The sequence below is a fragment of the Microbispora sp. NBC_01389 genome (assembly GCF_045040095.1).
Classification (GTDB): domain Bacteria; phylum Actinomycetota; class Actinomycetes; order Streptosporangiales; family Streptosporangiaceae; genus Microbispora.
Window position 1 is genome coordinate 3,262,887 of record NZ_CP109552.1, and the last position, 19,442, is coordinate 3,282,328.

At 73.4% G+C, this 19,442-nt stretch carries 16 protein-coding genes; 10 read left to right on the plus strand and 6 right to left on the minus strand.

All coding sequences use genetic code 11. From position 1 onward, the window contains the following. Position 1: 1 nt before the first annotated feature. From OG344_RS14885 to OG344_RS14905, 5 genes are all read left to right on the plus strand, one after another. Positions 2-385, plus strand: coding sequence for a TadE/TadG family type IV pilus assembly protein (locus OG344_RS14885; protein ID WP_405088717.1), 384 nt, complete (start codon positions 2-4; stop codon positions 383-385). Further along, positions 382-897: a pilus assembly protein TadG-related protein gene (locus OG344_RS14890; protein ID WP_405088718.1), complete on the plus strand. Its 516-nt coding sequence runs from the start codon at positions 382-384 to the stop codon at positions 895-897. Before OG344_RS14885 ends, OG344_RS14890 begins: the two co-directional genes overlap by 4 nt. After that, positions 894-4,586, plus strand: coding sequence for a hypothetical protein (locus OG344_RS14895; RefSeq protein WP_405088719.1), 3,693 nt, complete (start codon positions 894-896; stop codon positions 4,584-4,586). The genes OG344_RS14890 and OG344_RS14895 overlap by 4 nt, the downstream gene beginning before the upstream one ends. 110 nt (positions 4,587-4,696) lie before the next feature. Further along, positions 4,697-5,389, plus strand: coding sequence for a hypothetical protein (locus OG344_RS14900; protein WP_405088720.1), 693 nt, complete (start codon positions 4,697-4,699; stop codon positions 5,387-5,389). Then, complete coding sequence (locus OG344_RS14905; RefSeq protein WP_405088721.1) at positions 5,377-6,396, plus strand: hypothetical protein; 1,020 nt, start codon at positions 5,377-5,379, stop codon at positions 6,394-6,396. The genes OG344_RS14900 and OG344_RS14905 overlap by 13 nt, the downstream gene beginning before the upstream one ends. A 30-nt stretch (positions 6,397-6,426) precedes the next feature. On the opposite strand, the gene OG344_RS14910 is transcribed toward OG344_RS14905, so the two are convergent. The 5 genes from OG344_RS14910 to OG344_RS14930 form a co-directional block, all read right to left on the minus strand. After that, positions 6,427-6,945 (minus strand): methylated-DNA--[protein]-cysteine S-methyltransferase, encoded by a 519-nt coding sequence (locus tag OG344_RS14910; protein ID WP_405088722.1) that lies wholly within the window; start codon positions 6,943-6,945, stop codon positions 6,427-6,429. Then, complete coding sequence (locus OG344_RS14915; protein ID WP_405088723.1) at positions 6,936-8,540, minus strand: DNA-3-methyladenine glycosylase 2 family protein; 1,605 nt, start codon at positions 8,538-8,540, stop codon at positions 6,936-6,938. Before OG344_RS14915 ends, OG344_RS14910 begins: the two co-directional genes overlap by 10 nt. 57 nt (positions 8,541-8,597) lie before the next feature. Further along, entirely contained in the window at positions 8,598-9,533 is a 936-nt protein-coding gene (locus OG344_RS14920) for an NYN domain-containing protein (RefSeq protein ID WP_327043866.1), read from the minus strand. A gap of 184 nt (positions 9,534-9,717) precedes the next feature. Further along, positions 9,718-9,954, minus strand: coding sequence for an acyl-CoA carboxylase epsilon subunit (locus tag OG344_RS14925; protein WP_405088724.1), 237 nt, complete (start codon positions 9,952-9,954; stop codon positions 9,718-9,720). Further along, on the minus strand, positions 9,951-11,540 hold the full coding sequence (locus OG344_RS14930; RefSeq protein ID WP_405089096.1) for an acyl-CoA carboxylase subunit beta: 1,590 nt from the start codon (positions 11,538-11,540) through the stop codon (positions 9,951-9,953). Before OG344_RS14930 ends, OG344_RS14925 begins: the two co-directional genes overlap by 4 nt. A 225-nt stretch (positions 11,541-11,765) precedes the next feature. On the opposite strand from OG344_RS14930, the gene OG344_RS14935 reads away from it, so the two are divergent. From OG344_RS14935 to OG344_RS14945, 3 genes are all read left to right on the plus strand, one after another. Further along, positions 11,766-12,530 carry an ABC transporter ATP-binding protein gene (locus tag OG344_RS14935; protein ID WP_327043868.1) on the plus strand — a complete coding sequence of 255 codons (765 nt, stop codon included), beginning with the start codon at positions 11,766-11,768 and terminating at the stop codon, positions 12,528-12,530. Positions 12,531-12,561: 31 nt separating this feature from the next. After that, positions 12,562-14,118 carry a hypothetical protein gene (locus OG344_RS14940; protein WP_405088725.1) on the plus strand — a complete coding sequence of 519 codons (1,557 nt, stop codon included), beginning with the start codon at positions 12,562-12,564 and terminating at the stop codon, positions 14,116-14,118. 133 nt (positions 14,119-14,251) lie between these two features. Further along, positions 14,252-16,888 (plus strand): phosphoenolpyruvate carboxylase, encoded by a 2,637-nt coding sequence (locus tag OG344_RS14945; RefSeq protein WP_327043870.1) that lies wholly within the window; start codon positions 14,252-14,254, stop codon positions 16,886-16,888. Between the two features lie 64 nt (positions 16,889-16,952). Here the strand turns inward: OG344_RS14945 and fdhD are convergent, their stop codons facing one another. Beyond that, on the minus strand, positions 16,953-17,858 hold the full coding sequence (gene fdhD / locus OG344_RS14950; protein ID WP_327043871.1) for a formate dehydrogenase accessory sulfurtransferase FdhD: 906 nt from the start codon (positions 17,856-17,858) through the stop codon (positions 16,953-16,955). Between the two features lie 196 nt (positions 17,859-18,054). On the opposite strand from fdhD, the gene OG344_RS14955 reads away from it, so the two are divergent. Both OG344_RS14955 and OG344_RS14960 read left to right on the plus strand, forming a co-directional pair. Continuing rightward, complete coding sequence (locus OG344_RS14955; RefSeq protein WP_405088726.1) at positions 18,055-18,882, plus strand: biotin--[acetyl-CoA-carboxylase] ligase; 828 nt, start codon at positions 18,055-18,057, stop codon at positions 18,880-18,882. A gap of 47 nt (positions 18,883-18,929) precedes the next feature. Continuing rightward, complete coding sequence (locus tag OG344_RS14960) at positions 18,930-19,442, plus strand: PH domain-containing protein (protein WP_405088727.1); 513 nt, start codon at positions 18,930-18,932, stop codon at positions 19,440-19,442.

The window sequence follows — 19,442 nt, forward strand, 5'->3', positions numbered from 1 at the left end:
GATGACGGTCGAGACGGTCATGCTCGCCCCGCTCTTCCTGCTGTTCCTGACGTTCCTGGTCGCGGCGGGCCGGATCGTGGAGGCGCAGGGAGAGGTGAACGGGGCCGCGCGTGACGCCGCGCGGGCCGCCTCGGTGCAGCGCACGCTGTCGGAGGCAGAGTCGGCCGCCAAGGAGGCCGCCGAATCGGCCCTTTCCGGCGAATGCTCGCCGCAGGTCGACATGTCCGGCACCGAGTGGAAGATGAGCACCGACGAGGATCTCGCGGTCGTCCGCGCCACCGTGACCTGCGAGCTCGATCTGGCGATCCTCGGCTTCGGCGCGGCCAAGCGGATGTCGGGCACCTCGGTCGTGCCGCTGGAGCAGTTCCGGAGGGTGCAGAAATGATCTCTCTCGCCCGCCTCACCCCACAACCGGCCGCCGCCGCCTCGCGGCCGGGGTGGCCGAGCGCGTGCGCCCGCCGGGCCGTACGGCGGAGAGCGGCGGAGCGGGGCTCCATGTCGGTGTTCGTGGTCCTTTTCTCGGGGGCGGTGTTCCTGCTGGCCGGGTTGCTCGTGGACGGTGGGGCGGCCATCAACGCCCGGCTGAAGGCGGCCGACATCGCCGAGCAGGCCGCCCGCGCCGCCGCCGACCAGATCGACGTCGAGACCCTTCGAGCCTCCGGCCAGGTGCGCCTGCTCGCCGACGAGGGCGCGGTGTGCGGCCGGGCCGAGGAGATCGCGACGGACCGCGACGCCGAGGGCGTACGCATGACCGACTGCACGGTGGGTGGTGGCCAGGCGGACGTGACAGTGGGGGTGGCGGTCCACTGGAACGCCTTCTTCCTGTCCGCGCTCGGCTTCGCCGGCTCCGACATGGAGGCGGAGGCCACGGCCGCACCGGATCCGGGGGAGGAATGACGGACAGGTCCACGCCGCAGGGCCGGCACTCCGCCCACGACTCCACCCGTCAGGACCCCGGCCGGGGGCCGCGACCGCGTCCCGAGGGCATGCCGTCCGTGCTGGCGCCTCAGCGCGCGCCGGAGCACTGGCGCGACGACCGGTCGGTGCGGCCGCGGCCCAGGCGCGGGGCGAAGGACGTGTTCGCCGGCATCGGGGCGTTCATCGCGCTCGTCGCCCTGGTGGGCGGCGTGCCGTACGCGCTGCTCCGGTTGGCCGGGCCGCCGATCAGCGGCGATCTGCTGAACCTGGACCTGTTCACCGACCACGTCGGCCCCGAAACGATCATCGCGATCCTGATCCTCCTGGTGTGGCTGGCCTGGCTGCAGTTGTTCCTGTGCGTGGTCGTCGAGGTGTACGCGGGGCTGCGCCGGGTCGGGATGCCGGCCCGGGTGCCGTTGTCGGGTGGCACCCAGGCGCTCGCGAACCGCCTTGTCGGCGCCGTCCTGCTGCTGTTCACGGCGACCGCCGCGGTGGTGCCCATCGCCCGCGCGGGCGCGCCCGTCGTGATCAAGCCGCAGACGGTCGCCGCCGTGTTGTCCGCGCCGGTGCCCCAGACCGAAGCGGAGCGGCCGGCCCTGCACGCCAGGGAGGTCAAGAAGGTCTACGTGGTCCAGCCCCCGCACGGGCGTCACCACGAGAGCCTCTGGGAGATCGCGGACAAGTGCCTGGGCGACGGGCGCCGCTACCCGGAGATCTATCAGCTGAACCAGCACAAGGAGCAGCCCGACGGCAGCCGTCTCCACATGGCCGACCTCATCCGCCCCGGATGGGTGCTCGACATGCCGGACGACGCCAGGAACGTCCACGTCGTGCCCGTCGACGAGGACCGGCCGGAGATCCTCAAGGAACACCGGAACGCCCCCGCCGAACTCGACGGCACCACCCGTTACGGCGGCGGCTCCGGGGGAGCGGACGCCAAGGGCGGCGACGTCCGCGCGCATCCCCGCCCGACCCCTCACTCCACGGCCGGCTCGCCCGGCGGCGCCCACGAGCGTCCGCACGCCACGCCCGATCCGCGTGCCTCGGCCGGAACGGGTGCCCACAGTGGCTCAGCCGGCGGCTCGGCCGGTGGCTCGGCCGGTGGGGAAAGGGACACGACTCTGCCCGACCAGGGCTCGGGAGACACCCCGGCCGGGCCGGTCGGGAACGCGCGGCACACCCCGCCGACGGCCGGGCCCGCCAGCCCGCGGCCGGAGGGGACCGCTCAGCATCAGGGCGACGCACGGCACGAACCCGGCAGGGTGACCCCTCAGCCGGGTAAGCCGGGGGTCGTGCTGCCGCCGCCCGCGATGCCGCAGGACCCCTCCGCGGCGCAGCAGCCGGGACACAGCGGCCGTACCGCCACGCCGGACGCCCACGCCACGGGCAAGGCCGGCGCCCCCGACGCCCACGCCACGGGCAAGGCCGGCGCCCCCGACGCCCACGCCACGGGCAAGGCCGGCACGCCGGACGCGCACGCGACGGGCGAGGCGCCGCGGACGCCCCGGCCGATCACGACCACCACCGCTCAACCGGCCGCCGTGGGGGAGGCGCGCCCCACCGGCCAACCGGCCGGGGACCCGGGTGATCACGCCTCCGAGCAGCCCGGCACGGGGTCCGCGCGGGACGAGGGGCAGCCCCCGGGGAGCAGCCGGCCCGCCGCCGAGGGCACGGCGCCCGGCCACCACGCCACCGGCTCCCCGTCCCCGTCCCCGTCCGCCTCCGCGCCCGGCGCGACGGCCGATGGCCACGGAGCGCCCGTCGCGGCGGCCGGTGACCCCGACGGAAGCGGGGCCGACGAGAACGGGCGGCAGGGCGGGCCGGTGCTCGCCGACTACCTCGCGGCGTCGTCGCTGGCGGCGGCCGGACTGCTGGCCCTGCTCGGCCGCAAACGGCGCGAGCAGCTGTGGCGCAGGGCGTTCGGACGGCGGATCGCGCGGCCACGCGGAGACGCCGCCGAGGCCGAGGTCGCGATCCGCCTCGGCGCCGACGCCCCCGGCAGCCGGATGCTCGACATCGGCCTGCGGCTGCTCGGCCGGCTGCTGGCCGACTCCGGCAGGCGGCCGCCCACGATCTACGCCGTGCATCTGTCCAGCCGGGGTCTCGACCTGTGGATCCATCCGGCCGAGCAGCACGCGCCCGAGCCGTGGGAGGCCTGCGACGGCGGGCAGGTCTGGCGGCTCCCGGCCCACGAGGGGCGGCGCATCGACGAGCACGCGCTCGCCGGGGTGCCCGCGCCCTACCCCGGACTGGTCTCGCTCGGCACCGGTCAGGGCGGCCGGGTCCTGGTCGACCTGGAGGCCGCCCACGGGATCATCGCGATCACCGGCGCGCACACCGTCGCCGCCCTGTCCGCGCTCGCCGTTGAACTCGCCACCAACCGCTGGTCCGACGACATGCGCCTCACGCTCGTCGGGTTCGGCGAGGAACTCGCCCTGCTCGCGCCCGACAGAATCAGGACGGCGGGCAGCCTGGCCGAGGTGCTGCCCGAGTTCGAGGAGCGCGGCCGGCACGACGGCGACGTGCTGACCGGCCGCGTGCACAGCCGGGTGGCCGATCCCGCGTACACCCCCCACTATCTGCTGTCGGCCATCCGGCCCGACGAGGACGAGGCACGCCGGCTGGCGCTGCTCGGCAAGGGCACCCGTACGGCGAGCGGCTTCGTGATCGCGGGCGAGGTGCCGCACGCCACCTGGAAGTGGGACGTCGCCGACGACGGACGGACCCGCGTCGACGCCCTGGGCCTGGACATCGAGGCACACCTGCTGCCGCGCCGGCACTACGACGCGGTGGTCGGCCTGTTCCGGACCGCGCTGCGGCAGGAGAGCGAGCCGCTCACCCCCGTGACGGAGCGGCTCAGCGAGGAGCCCCCGGCCATCGAGGTGCGCGTCCTCGGCCCGATCGAGATCAGCCCGGTGAACCCCCTCGAAGAGGGGCGGGCGGCCCTCGCCCACGAACTCGTCGTCTATCTCGCCGCGCATCCCGAAGGCGTGCATCCGGTCGTCCTCGCCGGGGTGCTGTGGCCGCGCGGCGTGCAGACCGCGGTCCGTGACGCCACCATCGCCCGGGTCGCCGAATGGCTCGGCCGCGACTCCGAGGGGCGTCCCCACCTCTTCGCCGACCGGTCCGGGCGGTTGCGGCTCGGGCCGGAGATCCGTACGGACTGGCGGTTGTTCCAGGACCTCGTACGGCAGGCGAGCGAATGGGCCGGGACGTCCTCCTCCGGCGAGGTCGAGGAGGACCTGCTGAACCGCGCGTTGCGGCTGGTCCGCGGGCCGCTGCTGAGCGGCAGGCCGCCGGACCGGTACGCCTGGCTGGCGGCCGACCCGCTGGAGTACGACGTGACGGCCTGGGTGGCGGACGCGGCGCACGGACTGTGCGAGATCAGGCTGCGGCGCGACGACCCCTACGGCGCGGTGGCGGCGGCCCGTGCCGGGTTGCTGCTCGCGGCCGACGACGAGGGGTTGTGGCGCGACCTGCTCCGCGCCTCGCACGCCACCGGGGAGCCGGTCCGGCTGCGGGCGGTCGTCGACGGCCTCGTGCGCCGCTCGGCCTCCCACCCGTACGGCGGCGGGATGGCCCCGGAGACCGAGGCGCTCATCGACGAGTTGCTGCCCGACTGGCGCCGCACCCTCTCACCCGATCTCCGACCCCAACGTCTCGCCTGAGCGGAGCGCCGATGCCCGACCCATGCCGATTCGCGCATGACGCTGGATCATCGCCGACGACCCCTTCTAGGGTGGGCCCGGCGGGGGATCGCGTACAGCGGAGGACCCCTTTGACGCGTCCGGCACTCGCCACGGCGGCGGCCACACTGCTCGTGTCGGCCTGCGCGCTGCTCACGTCGGCCTGCTCGGCGCCGGGCGCGGACCACGGCTTCACCCCGGGCGGCGGCGCGAAGGCGCCCGCCGCGGCGGCAGGCGCGACGACCGGGGTGACCGGCGACGACACGGGTGACGGGACGGGCGACGGCGTCGTGACGGCGGCGCCCGGCCTGCGGATCGAGATCGAATGGCCGGGAGGGCTCGACCCGGTGCGGTCGGCCGTGGTCAAGGCGTTCGCCGACGACTTCACGGCCCAGTGGCGGGCCGTCGGCACCTCCGGCGCGGACCGGTCGTACACCAAGGGGCTCCACCCGGAGTCGTCGGCCTTCCGTGACGCCGACAAATGGGTGCACGGGTTCCTCAAGGACGGACGCTCGGCCCGGGGCGTCGCCAAGATCTATTCGATGACCGTGCCCGCGATCATGGGACGCGGGGCCGAGGCGAACGCCTGCGTCGACCTGACCGGTGTCCGGCTGACCGACGAGGAGGGCACCCCGCTGGCGGCCCAGCCCGCCTGGGTGAAACGCCCGCGAGCGGTCTTCCTGCAGAACGCCGGGCTGCGCCGCGGGGACGACGGCGCCTGGCGAATCGCCATGTACCACCACGCCGACTATCCGGACGAGCGCGCTAAGGAGTGCCTCCGTTGAGCACGAGACCGACAATCGCGGTGATTTCCCTGCTGACGGGCGGCATGCTCGCGGTTCTCACGCCGCTCGCCACGCCGCCCGCCGCGGCGGACCAGGGCGACGGGCCGCACGGCGAGGCCTTCCAGCACGACAGGAAGGCCGGCGTCAAGCTCACCAACTCGCAGATCACGCTGTCCGGCAGCGGGATCGGCGGCAACGGCAACGGTTACCAGATGCCCAGTCCATGCTGGTACGAGCCGAACATGACGGCCGACCAGGCGCGTGACCTCAAGGCGCGGGAGAAGAAGGAGTCGGTGGAGACGGGCGGCGACTACCGGCCGGACCTCGACAAGTTCTCCAGCAAGCTCGACGAGAAGGGCCAGTGGTGGGGCATCGCCTACAACGCGGGCGACCCCAAGGGAGAGGCGTGCGCGGCCGGGCGCGACCCGCTCGTGTGGGTGCCGGAGGGGGGCACGCCCCCCGGAGGCATCACGTTCGAGCAGCTCAGGGAGCTCGCCCGGGCCGCGCTGACCGTCCCCGAGCCGACGATCAAACTGAGCCCGGACGCCAAGAGCTATGTCAACCTGGGGACATGGGTCTGGCTGGCCGGGGCCGACCAGGCCCCCAGGTCCGTCACCGCCACGCTGCCTGGGGTCATGTCCGCCACCGTCACGGCGACGCCGGCCGAGAACAGCATGCACATCGAGGCCGGCACCGACGACAAACGGGCCACGGTCTACGAGAAGGGGTGCGGCGAGACCGGCGAGCCGTACGTCAAGGGCTCCGCGAAGGGCTCGGACGAGGACCCTCCATGCGGGGTGCGCTACCTGCGTTCCTCCATCGACCAGCCGAACAAGGTCTACACGCTCACCGTGACGACCACCTGGGACGTCGTCGGCAACGGCCAGAACCTCGGCGGCGGCGCCGTCGATCCGTTCATCTACGCCCCGCTCGCCTACGCGCCGATCCAGGTCAACGCCCAGCGTGACGTGCCCGTCGGGGAGGTCCAGAGCGTCGTCCAGAACTGATGAGCCGCCCGGCTCACCGGGCGGCTCGGCTCAAGCGGTCACGCCGGACTCGTGGGCGAGCAGCCACTCCTTGACCGGCGTTCCGTAGTAGTAGCCGCCGTAACCGCCGGTCGAGGGCAGCACGCGGTGGCACGGCACGAACGGCGCGACGAGGTTCTGCGCGCAGGCCGATCCGGCGGCCCGCGCGGCGGTCCGGGGCAGCCCCGCCCGCTCGGCCAGCACGGCGTACGACACGGTGGTCCCGGCGGGCACGGCGCGCAGCGCCTCGTACAGGCGCTGTCTGGTGGGGGTGCCCGGCTGCTCGGCCGGGACCCGGTCGAGCGCGTCGATCTTCCCGTCGAGGTATTCGCGGACGGCCAGCGCCGCGTCGCCGAGGTCGTCCTCCCGCAGGGGGAGCGTCCGCAGGGACGGCGAGAGCCGCGCGTACATCTCGCGGGGGTCGGCGGTGAAGCCCGCGGCGACGAGCACGCCGTCGTGGGCCAGCAGGGCGAGAGGGCTCACGGGGGTGGGCACGATCTGGGTGAGGATCATCGGTTCTGTCACGTCCATGTGGTGTCCTTGGGCTGAAGCTGTGCCTTGGTCGGTGTCCCAGGCTCGGGCTGGCCCGTGCCCGGGTGCGTGTCCGGGGTGAGGGCTGAGGCCGGGGTCCGCTGCGCGGTGTGGCTCCACAGGTGGACCGCCGCGTACGCGCGCCAGGGCCGCCACTCCTCGCTCTCGCCGGCCATGATGCCGAGCCGGTCCATGGTCCTGCGCAGCACGAGGTCGCCCTCGGGCCAGGCGTCCGGGTCGCGCAGCGCACGCAGCGCGATGTAGCTCGCGGTCCACGGGCCGATGCCGGGGATCGCCAGCAGCCTGGCCGTGGTGTCGGCGGGGTCTCCGGCGCCGTCGAGGTCGATCTCGCCGGAGGCGACTTCCTCGGCCAGCGCCCTGATCGTGGCGGTCCTGCGGGTGGTGAGCCCGAGGCCGTGAAGATCGGCGCCCGCCAGCCGGTCGGCGGTGGGAAACAGCAGCGCGGTCTCGTTCGCCGCTTCCGAGGAAGGGTTCGGGTCGGTGACGGCGGGGACGCCGGCGCGGGCGGCGATGCGGCCGAGCAGTGTGCGGGCCCCGGCCACCGAGATCTGCTGCCCCACGACGGCCCGGACGGCCGCCTCGAACCCGTCGTACGCTCCCGGGACCCGCAGTCCCGGCCGGGCCTCGACCAGCGGCGCGAGCGACGTGCGGCCGAGGATCTCCCGCACCGCCCCGGGGTCGGCGTCCAGGTCGAGCAGCCGGCGGCACCGCGCCACCAGCGGCGACAGGCGGTGGGCCTCGGTGGTCCGCACGGTGAGCCTGACGTGGTCCGCCGCGGGCCGCAGGGTGATCGAGCCGCCCGGAACGGCTCGGGTGTACGCCGCGACGTCCGCGCCCGCCCAGCGGACCGCCTCCACCCCCGGGATTACCCGGGCCGCGAGGAAGCGCAGCACCGACTGCGCGTCGTACGGCCGCCGGTGGCCGAGCCGCAGCGTCAGGCCGCTCGCGGGGGAGCAGTGCCCCCCGCCTTGCCCCCCGCCGTGACCCCCGCCGCCGACCGGCCCGTTGCCCTTGCGCAGCTCACCCGGCGCGAAGCCGTACGACTCCTTCATGGCCGCGTTGAACTGCCGTACGCTCCCGAACCCGGCGGCGAACGCGACGTCCGTGATCGGCAGGGTGGTCTCGGTGAGCAGCTGCTTGGCGAGCAGCAGCCGCCGGGTGCGGGCGACGGCGAGCGGCCCGGCGCCGAGCTCGGCGGCGAACAGACGGTGCAGGTGGCGCTCGGTCACGTGCAGGCGCCGGGCCAGCCCCGCGACGCCGGAGTCGTCGGCGACGCCGTCGTCGATCAGCCGCAGCGCGCGTCCCACCAGGTCGGCGCGGACGTCCCAGCCGGGGTCGCCCGGGCTGAGCTCCGGGCGGCAGCGGCGGCAGGGCCGGAACCCGGCGGCCTCGGCCGCGGCGGCGTGCCGGTAGAAGCGGACGTTCGCCCGTCCGGGGGTGCGGGCCGGGCAGATCGGGCGGCAGTAGATGCCGGTGGTCGTGACAGCCGTGTAGAAACGCCCGTCGAAGCGGGAGTCCCGGGCGGACACGGCCAGGTAGCACGCGTCGAAGTCGAGCTGTCGTGTGGTGGTCACACGCACGACGGTATGCCCAGGCCACCGATGCGGGCTCGCGGAAATCGGACCTGACCGTCACTTGCTGGAGATGCCGACCCCGAGGTCGAACTCGCGGTACACCCGGGCCCAGAAGCCGTCGCGCAGCCACACGCGGGCCTCGGGATAGGGCCGCAGGGAATGGCCGAGTTCCTTCTCGGCCTCGATGAGCAGTTCGGTGTCGATCACCGTGGGCAGGATCGGGCCGGGCAGCAGGTCGCGGATGTTGTCCCGGCCGCGCGTCAGTATCCATTTCTGCGCGACGTGCTCGCCGACCTCCTCCACGTGGGGCCGGCCCGGGCCCAGCTTGGAGGTCTGGCCGACCGGCGTCTTCGGCGGCATCGGCTTGGCGCGGCCCGCGAAGACCTGGGCGGGCGACGGCGCGGGCGGGACGGACACGGGCACGGGAGCGCGGGTGAAGAACGGACGCAGGAAGTCGGCGCTCAGGATCTCGACGGTGTCCGACTCCCAGACGAGCCGTTCGGCCTGGTTGGTCCCGAACGGCGGCTCGACGCCCCACAGGTGGACGCGCACGCCGTAGGCCTGGGCGGCCTCCACGGCGGGCACCATGTCCTCGTCTCCGGCGATCAGCACGGCGTCGTTCACGGCGTGGTGCCGGGCGAGCGCCTCCAGGTCGCTGCGGATCTGCGCGTCCACGCCCTTCTGCTGACCACGGGCGTTCAGGTTGCCGAGCCGCACCTTCACCCAGGGCAGCTGGGCGATCACCCGCTGGTCCACCGTGGGCACCCGGTCGCGTGCGGCGTCGTACCAGTAGACTCGCAGCAGCTCACCCGAGATGCTCTGCACGACGTGCTTCTGCAGCGCCTGGATCAACTCGTCCGCGGAGACGCGGTACTCCTTACGCTCCTTGGCGCCTAAGAGAACTTCACCGGCGGCCGCGTAAAGGTAACCCACGTCCACCAGAACGGCATACTTCGCGGCAATCCCATGTGCGCTGAAGTCCGGGATGGCCATGGTGTCCTCCAGGACTCGTCACTAGATGATCAGGCGACTATATTCCCCCGCTTTCTAGATAGTCCCAACTCTTGGGCCAGTTGACACCCGGTTCCGTCGATGTAATCAGGCTGGGGTCCCCGGCTGATTCCCGGCCGATCCCCGGCTGATCCCCGGCCGATCCCGGCTGATCCCGGGCTCTCGGCTATCGGCTGCCGGGGAGGAAGGCGGAGCGCCACGCCCCTGGGCCGTGCGGCAGCGCCGGGCGCATGCCGCGCCCCGCGTACCTCCAGTTTCCCCTGGTGACGGGCCGGGCCTCCCGGGGGGTGCGCACCGACGCCCGGGCCGGCAGCGCGGCGACCAGGGCGGCGACCAGGGCGGCGGTCTCCTCCGGGGTGGCGTCCCCCCGGATGATCTCCAGGTACGGCTCGCGAGCGCTCACAGCGGGATGTTCCCGTGCTTCTTCGGCGGCAGGACAGCCCGTTTGTTGCGCAGTGCCCGCAGCGCGCGGACGATCCGGACCCGGGTGTCCGACGGCCGGATCACCGCGTCCACGTAGCCGCGCTCGGCGGCCAGGTACGGGTTGGCCAGCGTGTCCTCGTACTCGGAGACGAACCTCGCCCGCGCCGTGTCCGGGTCGTCGGCGGCGGCCAGCTCGCGCCGGTAGAGGATGTTGACCGCGCCCTGCGCCCCCATCACCGCGATCTGGGCGGTGGGCCAGGCCAGGTTGACGTCCGCGCCGAGGTGCTTGGACCCCATGACGTCGTACGCCCCGCCGTACGCCTTGCGGGTGATGACGGTGACCAGCGGCACGGTCGCCTCGGCGTAGGCGTAGAGGAGCTTGGCGCCGCGCCGGATGATGCCGTTCCACTCCTGGTCGGTGCCCGGGAGGAATCCCGGCACGTCGACGAAGGTCAGCACCGGGATGTTGAAGGCATCGCAGGTGCGGACGAACCGGGCGGCCTTCTCGGAGGCGGCGATGTCGAGCGTCCCGGCGTAGCTCATCGGCTGGTTGGCGACGACGCCCACCGAACGCCCCTCGACCCGGCCGAAGCCGACCAGGATGTTCGGCGCGAAGCCCGCGTGGATCTCCAGGAACTCCCCGTCGTCGAGGACGTGTTCGAGCACCGTGTGCATGTCGTACGGCTGGTTGGCCGAGTCGGGGATCAGCGTGTCGAGCACCCGGTCCTCGTCGGTCGTCTCCAGGACCGCCTCCGCCTCGAAGGCCGGCGGGTCGTCCATGTTGTTGGACGGCAGGAACGACAGCAGCGCCCTGGCGAAGTCGAGGCAGTCCTGCTCGTCGGCCGCCTCGTAGTGGGCGACGCCGCTGCGGGAGTTGTGCGTGTGGGCCCCGCCCAGCTCCTCGAACGTCACCTCCTCGCCGGTGACGGTCTTGATGACGTCCGGCCCGGTGATGAACATGTGCGACTTCTCCCGGACCATCAGGACGAAGTCGGTCAGCGCGGGGGAGTAGACCGCGCCGCCGGCGCACGGGCCCATGATCAGCGAGATCTGCGGGATCACTCCGGAGGAGTGCACGTTGCGCTTGAAGATCTCGGCGTACAGGCCGAGGGAGACCACGCCCTCCTGGATGCGCGCGCCGCCCGAGTCGTTGATCCCGATCACCGGGCAGCCGGTCCTGAGCGCGTGGTCCATCACTTTGACGATCTTCTCGCCGAAGACCTCGCCCAGTGAGCCGCCGAACACGGTGAAGTCCTGCGCGAACACCGCGACCGGGCGGCCGTCCACCGTGCCGTACCCGGTCACGACCCCGTCGCCGTACGGGCGCTCGCGGTCCAGGCCGAAGGCGGTCGCCCGGTGCCTGGCCAGCTCGTCGAACTCCACGAACGAGCCCTCGTCGAGGAAGGCCGCGACCCGCTCGCGGGCCGTCATCTTGCCCTTGGCGTGCTGCTTGTCCACCGCCCGCGCGGAGCCTGCGTGGGCCGCCTCGCCGAGGCGCCGCTCCAGGTCGGCGATCTTGCCGGCGGTGGTGTGGATATCGATCTCGTGGGCGCGTTCCGCGCTCATCGGTCCCTCACCGTTCCTCGCATGCTCGGCGGCCCCGGGCCCCGCGATCAGCTTCGGCCGCGTCGGATCCATGGCCGACAGGTTAACGAGACTCCCGCCGCGAGGTCGCGCCGGGGCGCGGCCGGAAGCCGCCCGGGAGGAACGGAGGTGGCGTGTCGTTCGTTCGGCTTTACGATCAGGCCTTCATGACCAGGCCTTCATTACGACGGCGGAGAAGGGGACGCGATGGCTGACGCCGTACGCACGCAGGGCCTGCACAAGCGCTTCGGGCGGCAGGTGGCCGTCGGCGGGGTCGACCTGGTGGTGCCGGAGGGCGGTTTCGCCGGCCTGGTCGGCCCCAACGGCGCGGGCAAGACGACGACGCTGAGCATGATCACCGGATTGCTGCGCCCCGACGGCGGGCGGATCGAGATCGACGGCCACGACGTGTGGGCCGATCCCGTCGCCGCGAAGTCGCGGATCGGCGTGCTGCCCGAGGGCCTGCGGCTGTTCGAACGGCTGTCCGGCCGCGAGTTGCTGCTGTACGGCGGCCAGTTGCGGGGCATCCCCCTGGACGAGACCGGCAGGCGCGCCGACGAACTTCTCAGGGTCATGGACCTGGTCGAGGCCCAGGACAAGCTGGTGGTCGACTACTCGACCGGCATGCGCAAGAAGATCGGCCTCGCGGCGGCGCTGCTGCACAACCCCCGCGTGCTGTTCCTCGACGAGCCGTTCGAGGGCGTCGACCCGGTCTCGGCCAACACGCTGGCCGAGGTGCTGCGCAGATACACCGCCTCGGGCTCCACCGTCGTCTTCTCCAGTCACGTGATGGATCTGGTCGAGCGATTGTGCGACTGGGTGTCGGTGATGAACGGCGGGCTCGTCGTCGCGCAGGGGCCGCTCGACGACGTACGGCGGGGCCGCACGCTCAACGAGGCGTTCCTCGACCTCGTCGGCGCGCGCGGCAACGGGGAGGAGGGCCTGTCGTGGCTGGGCACCTCGGCCTCCTGACCGCGCGGACCACCGGACCGGGGAGCGCGCCATGACGTGGCTGTTCGTCCGGATGAAGCTCAGCCTCGTCCGCGGGGGCCTGCGCGGCGAGACCGCCAGGCAGCTGGGGTTCGCCTTCTCGTTGCTCGCCGCGGTCCTCATGGCGGTCGCGGGGTTCGGGCTGCTGGCACTCCTGCGGTTCGCGCCGCACGACATCGCCCTCGACGCCGTGCCGGTGGTGTTCGCGATGTTCGCCGCCGGATGGATCGTCGTGCCGCTGATGGCCTTCGGCCTGGACGAGACGCTCGACCCGGCCCGGCTGGCCCTGTTCCCGCTGACCACCCGGCAGCTCGCGACCGGCCTGTTCGCCGCGTCCGCCGCCGGGCCGTGGCCGATCGCCTCGCTGGTCGCGCTCCTCGGCGGCGTGGTCGCGCTCGCCCACGGCCCGGGCGGGGTGCTGCTCGGGGTGCCCGCGGTGGTCCTCCAGTTCGCCTTCTGCATCGTGGCCTCCCGGCTGGTGACCACCGCGTTGTCCGGCGCGCTGCGCACCCGCCGGGGCCGCGACGTGCTCGCGGTCGCCGCCGTCTTCGGCGTGCTGTTCGTCCAGCTGCCGAACCTGCTGCTCAACCAGCGGCTGCCGGGCGACCCGGCGGGGATGCTGGCGTCGGCGGCGGACGTCCTGCGCTGGACGCCGCCCGGCCTGGCCGCGCACGCGATCGCCGACGGCGGGCTCGCCGGTGCGGCCGACCTGGTCGTCGTCGCGGTGACGGTGGTCGTGCTGGGATGGCTGTGGATCACCGCGCTGCGGCACGCGCTGGTGCGGCCCGACTCCTCCAACCAGAGCGGCGGCTCGGTGCGCCGGTCCTGGGCCGGTGGACTCCTGCCGGGCGGCGTGATCGGCGCCGTCGTCGCCAAGGAGCTGAGGTATGCCCGGAGGGAGCCGCGTGGCCGGGTGAACTGGATCGCCGCGATCTTCGTGAGCGCGGTCGTCATGTTCTCCCTGCACGGTCCCGGCGTCTCGGCGGGGCCCACGTCCGCGATCGGCCCCGCCTGCCTGGCCGCCCTGGTGATCGGCCTGCAGTCGGCCAACTCCTTCGGCATCGACGGAAGGTCGCTGTGGTTGAACGCGGTGACCTTCGGCACGCCCCGCGACCTGCGCACCGACCTCGCCGGGCGGCACCTAGCCATGGCGGTCATCGCGGTGCCGCTGCTGGCGCTGGCGTCACTGGCCGCCGCCCTGGTGGCGGGTGACGCCGCCTGGGCCCCCGCCGCCGCGCTCACCGCGTGGGGCGTGCTCGGCGTCGGCATGGGAGTCGGCGCGCTCACCAGCGTGACCGTCCCGTACACCTATCCCGACCGGCTCAACGCCTTCAGCGGCGCCGCGCCCGGGCAGGGCGGGCAGGCGTTCGTCTCGGCCTTCGCCACGATGCTCGCCGTCGCCGCGCTCGCGCTGCCCGTCGTGCTGCCGGTCCTGCTCGGCACGACCTGGCTCGCCGTGCTCGCGGTGCCGTACGGCGTGGCGGTCGCCTGGGCGGGCCGCCGGCTCGCGGCCGGCATCGGCTTCGCCCGGCTGCCCGAACTCCTCGCCGCCGTCTCCCGCCCCACCTGACTGCGTCTTCTGCCCCTTCTGTCGCGTAACGGATCGGTCGTCGGGACAATCTGATCTGTCCCTTTTTAGTGGTCTAGTCCAATTAGTGAGACCGCCCTCGGGGCGCGGAGCGTCATTCGCTAGCCTTCCAACCATGGCCGCCATCGCTCCTGCCGAACGACACAACGCCGTAGCGGAGATGCCGGATGAGCTCCGCGCGGACGTGCGCCTCCTGGGTGGACTGCTGGGTCAGGTGATCGCCGAGCACGGCGGCCCCGACCTCCTCGCCGACGTGGAACGGCTCCGGAAGGCGGTGATCGCGGCCCGGCGCCGGGAGACGACCGCCGACGAGGTCGCGACCCTGGTCGCCGAATGGCCGGTGGACCGCGCCGTGCACATCGCCCGCGCCTTCACCTGCTACTTCCACCTCGCCAACCTCGCCGAGGAGCACTACCGGGTGCGTACGCTCCGGCAGCGCGACCAGGACGACGTGCCGCTGCGCGAGTCGCTCGCCGAGGCCGTCCAGCGCCTGCGCGGGGACGACCGCCTCCAGGAGCTGATCGACGGGCTGGAGTTCCGGCCGGTGCTCACCGCGCATCCGACCGAGGCGCGGCGCCGCGCGATCGTCACCGCCATCCAGCGGATCAGCGCGCAACTCGACGCCTACAACATGCCGGGACGGGGGGCCGCCGAGCGCGAGGAGGCCCACCGGCGGCTGCTGGAGGAGATCGACCTCCTCTGGCGGACCGAGCAGCTCCGGCACACCAAACTCGACCCCCTGGACGAGGTCCGCACCGCGATGGCGGCGTTCGACGAGACGCTCTTCCGCACGGTGCCGCTGATCTACCGGTCGCTCGACGCGGCGCTCGGCCCGGGCACCGGGACGCGGGAGCCGCAGGCCAGGGCGTACATCCGCTACGGAAGCTGGATCGGCGGCGACCGCGACGGCAACCCCAACGTCACCGCCAAGGTGACCAGGGAGGCCATGCAGATCCAGGCCGAGCACGTGCTCATCGCGCTGGAGAACGCCACCACCAGGATCGGCAGGTCGCTGACCCTGGCCGGGATCTTCACGCCGCCGTCCGCCGGGCTGCGAGCGGCGCTCGCCCAGGCCGAGGACGACCACCCCGACCTGGTGTCGGAGATGGCCACCCGCTCGCCGATGGAGCCACACCGCCAGTGGCTGATGTTCGTGGCGGCCAAGATCGCCGCGACCCGCCGTCGTGACCTCGATCTCGCCTACCGCGCCCCGGCGGAGCTGCTCGCCGACCTGCGGCTCGCGCAGGACTCCCTGCGCGGCGCGGGCGCCGTACGGCAGGCGTACGGCGAGCTGCAGCACCTGATCTGGCAGGTCGAGACCTTCGGCTTCCACCTCGCGGAGCTGGAGGTGCGCCAGCACTCGGCGGTCCACGCGGCGGCGCTGCGGGAGATCGCGTCCGGCACGTTGTCCGAGCGCACCGAGGAGGTCCTGGCCACGATCCGGGTGATCGGCTGGATCCAGGAGCGCTTCGGCGTGACCGCCTGCTCCCGGTATGTCGTCTCGTTCACCCGATCGTCCGAGGACATCGCCGCCGTTTACGAGCTGGCCCGGCACGCCCTGGGTGACCGGGCTCCGGTGCTCGACGTGGTTCCGCTGTTCGAGTCGGGGGAGGACCTCGACAACTCCACCACGGTTCTCGAGGGCATGGCCGCGCTGGAGCCGGTGCGCAGGCGGCTCGCCGCCAACGGGCGGCGCATGGAGGTCATGCTCGGCTACTCCGATTCGGCCAAGGAGCTCGGCCCGGCGGCGGCCACCCTGCGCCTGTACGACGCGCAGGCGGCGCTGACCGCCTGGGCGGCGGCCAACGACGTCCGGCTCACGCTCTTCCACGGCCGCGGCGGCGCGCTCGGCCGCGGTGGCGGCCCGGCCAACCGCGCCGTGCTCGCCCAGGCCCCCGGGTCGGTGGCCGGCCGGTTCAAGGTCACCGAGCAGGGCGAGGTCATCTTCGCCCGGTACGGCCACTCCGCCATCGCCAAGCGCCACATCGAGCAGGTCACCAACGCCGTGCTGCTGGCGTCCACCTCGGCGGTGGAGTCGAGCACGGCCGAGGCGGCGGCCAAGTTCCGCCGACTCGCCGACCTCGTCGCCTCGGCCTCCGAGCGCGCGTACCGGGGGCTGACCGAGGCCCAGGGCTTCCCCGAGTGGTTCGCGCTGGTCAGCCCGCTGGAGGAGCTCGGCTCGCTGCGGCTGGGCTCCCGGCCCGCACGGCGCGGCCTCGGCGCGCCCCGCTCGCTCGACGACCTGCGGGCCATCCCCTGGGTCTTCTCGTGGGCGCAGACCCGGGTCAACCTCCCCGGCTGGTACGGCCTCGGCAGCGGCCTCGCCGCCGTGGTCACCGACGGCGGCATGGCCGAACTGCGCGCGGCGTACCGGGAGTGGCCGCTGTTCGCCGCGCTGCTGGACAACGCGGAGATGTCGCTGGCCAAGACCGACCGGGCCATCGCGTCCCGCTACCTGGGGCTGGGCGGGCGGAGCGACTTCGCCGAGCAGGTCCTGGAGGAGTACGACCTGACGAGGCGGCTGGTGCTGGAGGTGACCGGCCACACGCGCCTGCTGGAGAACCGGCGGGTCCTCTCGCGGGCCGTGCAGCTCCGCGATCCGTACGTGGACGCGCTCAGCCACCTGCAACTGCGCGCGCTGTCGGCGCTGCGGGCGTCCTCCGACCTGTCGGAGGAGGAGCGCGAGCGCCTGTCCACGCTGCTGCTGCTGAGCGTGAACGGCGTCGCCGCCGGCCTGCAGAACACCGGCTGACCGGCCGGTCCGGCGTGCGGGCGCGGTAAGAACGCGCGCCCGCACGCCGGTCAGCCGCGAAGTGTCACTGTGCGGGAGCGGCCGGGACCGACGGCTCCCGCTCGACGTCGATCCTCTCCGGGCAGGCGTAGACGTTGAAGCGCTCGTCGCGCAGGAAGCCCACGAGCGTGACGCCGAACTCGCGGGCGAGGTCGACGGCGAGCGACGAGGGCGCGGAGACGGCGCAGACGATCTGGATCCCGGCGCTCGCGGCCTTCTGCATGATCTCGTAGCTGACGCGGCCGCTGACCAGCAGGACGTGCCGGTCGAGGGGGAGCGTGCCGCCCATCAGCGCCCAGCCGACCAGCTTGTCGACCGCGTTGTGCCGCCCCACGTCCTCCCGTACGGCCAGGGGAGCGCCCTCGGGCGTGAACAGCCCGGCGGCGTGCAGCCCGCCCGTCCGGCCGAACACCCCCTGGGCCGCGCGCAGCCGGTCCGGCAGGGCGTACAGGGTCGTGGCGGACACGCCGACCGGCGGGCGGACGGCCGGCGCCGGGCAGCGGTCACGCAGGGCGTCCAGGCTGGCCGTGCCGCAGACGCCGCACGCGCTCGACGTCAGGAAGTTCCGCTGGACGGAGGTCATGTCGGGCAGTTCGGGCGCGGTGAGCCGTACGGTCACGGTGTTGTAGCGCGCCTCGGGGTCCAGGTCCTCGTCCGTGCAGTAGCCGACGGCGGCGATGCCGCCGGGGCCGATGATCCCCTCGCCGTGCAGGAACCCCGCCGCGAGCTCGAAGTCCGCGCCCGGCGTCCGCATCGTGATCGCCACCGTGCGGGCGTCGCCGCCCGCGGCCAGCAGCCGGATCTCCAGGGGCTCCTCGGTGGCGATATCGTCCCGCCGGTCGTGTACGGCCGATCCCGACACCCTCCGGACGCGGAACCGCGTGACCGGCCCCGGACGGGCCGGCAGCCCCTCCCCGCCGTCCTCTCGCATCTGCTTCCTCCTTGGCGGCACGGCCGGCATGGCTGCCGTTCTTTCCCGTACGCGGCTCTTTCCTGTACGGAGCCTGCCACGCCTCGTCCCGGCCTCGTCCCAGGGGTCCTCCGCCCGGGCGGCGCACGGGAGGGCCGCCGGTCGCCGATGCGGCTTCGCGGCGCCGGGGGCGACCCCCGGCCGATAGCCTGGACGCGTGCCCGACTCGCCGTACGCCGACCTCGATCGGCCTCCGCTGTCCGAGGCCGCGCTGACCAGGGCGCTGGTGCGCCCCGGATCGCTGTGGTCGTCCGTGCGCGTGGTCGAGCGGACCGGTTCCACCAACGCCGACCTCGCCAGGACCGTGCGGGACACCCCCGGCGAGGGCGCCGTGCTGGTCGCGGAGGCGCAGTTCGCGGGCCGGGGACGGCTCGGCCGCCCCTGGAGCGCGCCGCCGCGCTCGGGGCTGACGTTCTCGATGCTGCTGCGGCCGGAGGTGCCGCTCGCCCGGCAGGGCTGGCTGGCCCTGCTGGTGGGCCTCGCCGCCGCCTCCGCCGTACGGCGGATCGCCGAGCTGGACGTACGGCTGAAGTGGCCGAACGACCTCATGATCGGAGAGCGCAAGCTGGCCGGCATCCTGGCCGAGCGGGTCGACCGGGTGGTCGTCATCGGCATGGGCCTCAACGTCTCGCTGCGGCGGGAGGAACTGCCCGTCGAACGGGCCACGTCCCTCGCGGTGGAGAACGCCGCCTGCACCGACCGCGACCCGCTGCTGCGCGCGATCCTGCGGGAGGTCGAGTCGCACTACCGCGACTGGGTGGCCGCCGGCGGCGACCCGGACGCCTCGGGCCTGCGCGCGGCCTATCTCGCCTGGTCGGCGACCGTGGGCCAGGACGTACGGGTCGAACTGCCCGGCGAGCGGGTGATCACCGGCCGGGCCGCCGGCATCGACCCGGCGGGCCACCTGCTCGTGCGCGGCGAGGACGGGGAGCACTCGCTCAGCGCCGGCGACGTCGTCCACGTCAGGCCCGGATCGATCACGTAGCCGGGGAACGCATGCGAACGACCCGGGATCGTGTCACGATTTGCGCCATGGGTCTCCCGGATCACTATCTGACCGAGGGCGAGCGGGTCGTTCTGTCGTTCCATCCGCACTGGAAGCGGCTCATCCTGCCGGTTCTCGCCTTCGTCGTCGTCCTCGCCGCCGCCGTCGCGGCCTTCGTCCTCATCCCCGGCGACTACGAGTACGCGGGGCTCGCCCGCGGCGCGGTGGCCGTGGTCGCCTTCGTCGCGCTGGTCCTGTGGACGCTCACCCCCTATCTGCGCTGGGTGACGACCTCCTACACGCTGACCTCGCACCGCTTCGCCATCAGCGTCGGGGTGCTGAACAAGTCGGAGGACGACATCCCGCTGGCCAAGGTGAGCAGCGTGAGCTCCGACCAGCGCTTCCTGGAGCGCATCCTGGGCTGTGGCACGCTCCGGGTCGAGTCGGCCTCGGAGAAGGGCGACATCGACTACCGGGAGATCCCCCAGATCCAGCGCGTACGGCACGAGCTGTTCCGGCTGGTGGAGGATGCCGCGGACGGGAACATCGACGGGGACTAG

Coding starts and splice junctions, on each gene's coding strand:
- OG344_RS14885 (WP_405088717.1), top strand. CDS start 2: ATGACGGTCGAGACGGTCATGCTCGCCCCGCTCTTCCTGCTGTTCCTG.
- OG344_RS14890 (WP_405088718.1), top strand. CDS start 382: ATGATCTCTCTCGCCCGCCTCACCCCACAACCGGCCGCCGCCGCCTCG.
- OG344_RS14895 (WP_405088719.1), top strand. CDS start 894: ATGACGGACAGGTCCACGCCGCAGGGCCGGCACTCCGCCCACGACTCC.
- OG344_RS14910 (WP_405088722.1), bottom strand. CDS start 6,945: ATGGACGTGACAGAACCGATGATCCTCACCCAGATCGTGCCCACCCCC.
- OG344_RS14920 (WP_327043866.1), bottom strand. CDS start 9,533: ATGGCCATCCCGGACTTCAGCGCACATGGGATTGCCGCGAAGTATGCC.
- OG344_RS14930 (WP_405089096.1), bottom strand. CDS start 11,540: ATGAGCGCGGAACGCGCCCACGAGATCGATATCCACACCACCGCCGGC.
- OG344_RS14935 (WP_327043868.1), top strand. CDS start 11,766: ATGGCTGACGCCGTACGCACGCAGGGCCTGCACAAGCGCTTCGGGCGG.
- OG344_RS14940 (WP_405088725.1), top strand. CDS start 12,562: ATGACGTGGCTGTTCGTCCGGATGAAGCTCAGCCTCGTCCGCGGGGGC.
- OG344_RS14945 (WP_327043870.1), top strand. CDS start 14,252: ATGGCCGCCATCGCTCCTGCCGAACGACACAACGCCGTAGCGGAGATG.
- fdhD (WP_327043871.1), bottom strand. CDS start 17,858: ATGCGAGAGGACGGCGGGGAGGGGCTGCCGGCCCGTCCGGGGCCGGTC.
- OG344_RS14960 (WP_405088727.1), top strand. CDS start 18,930: ATGGGTCTCCCGGATCACTATCTGACCGAGGGCGAGCGGGTCGTTCTG.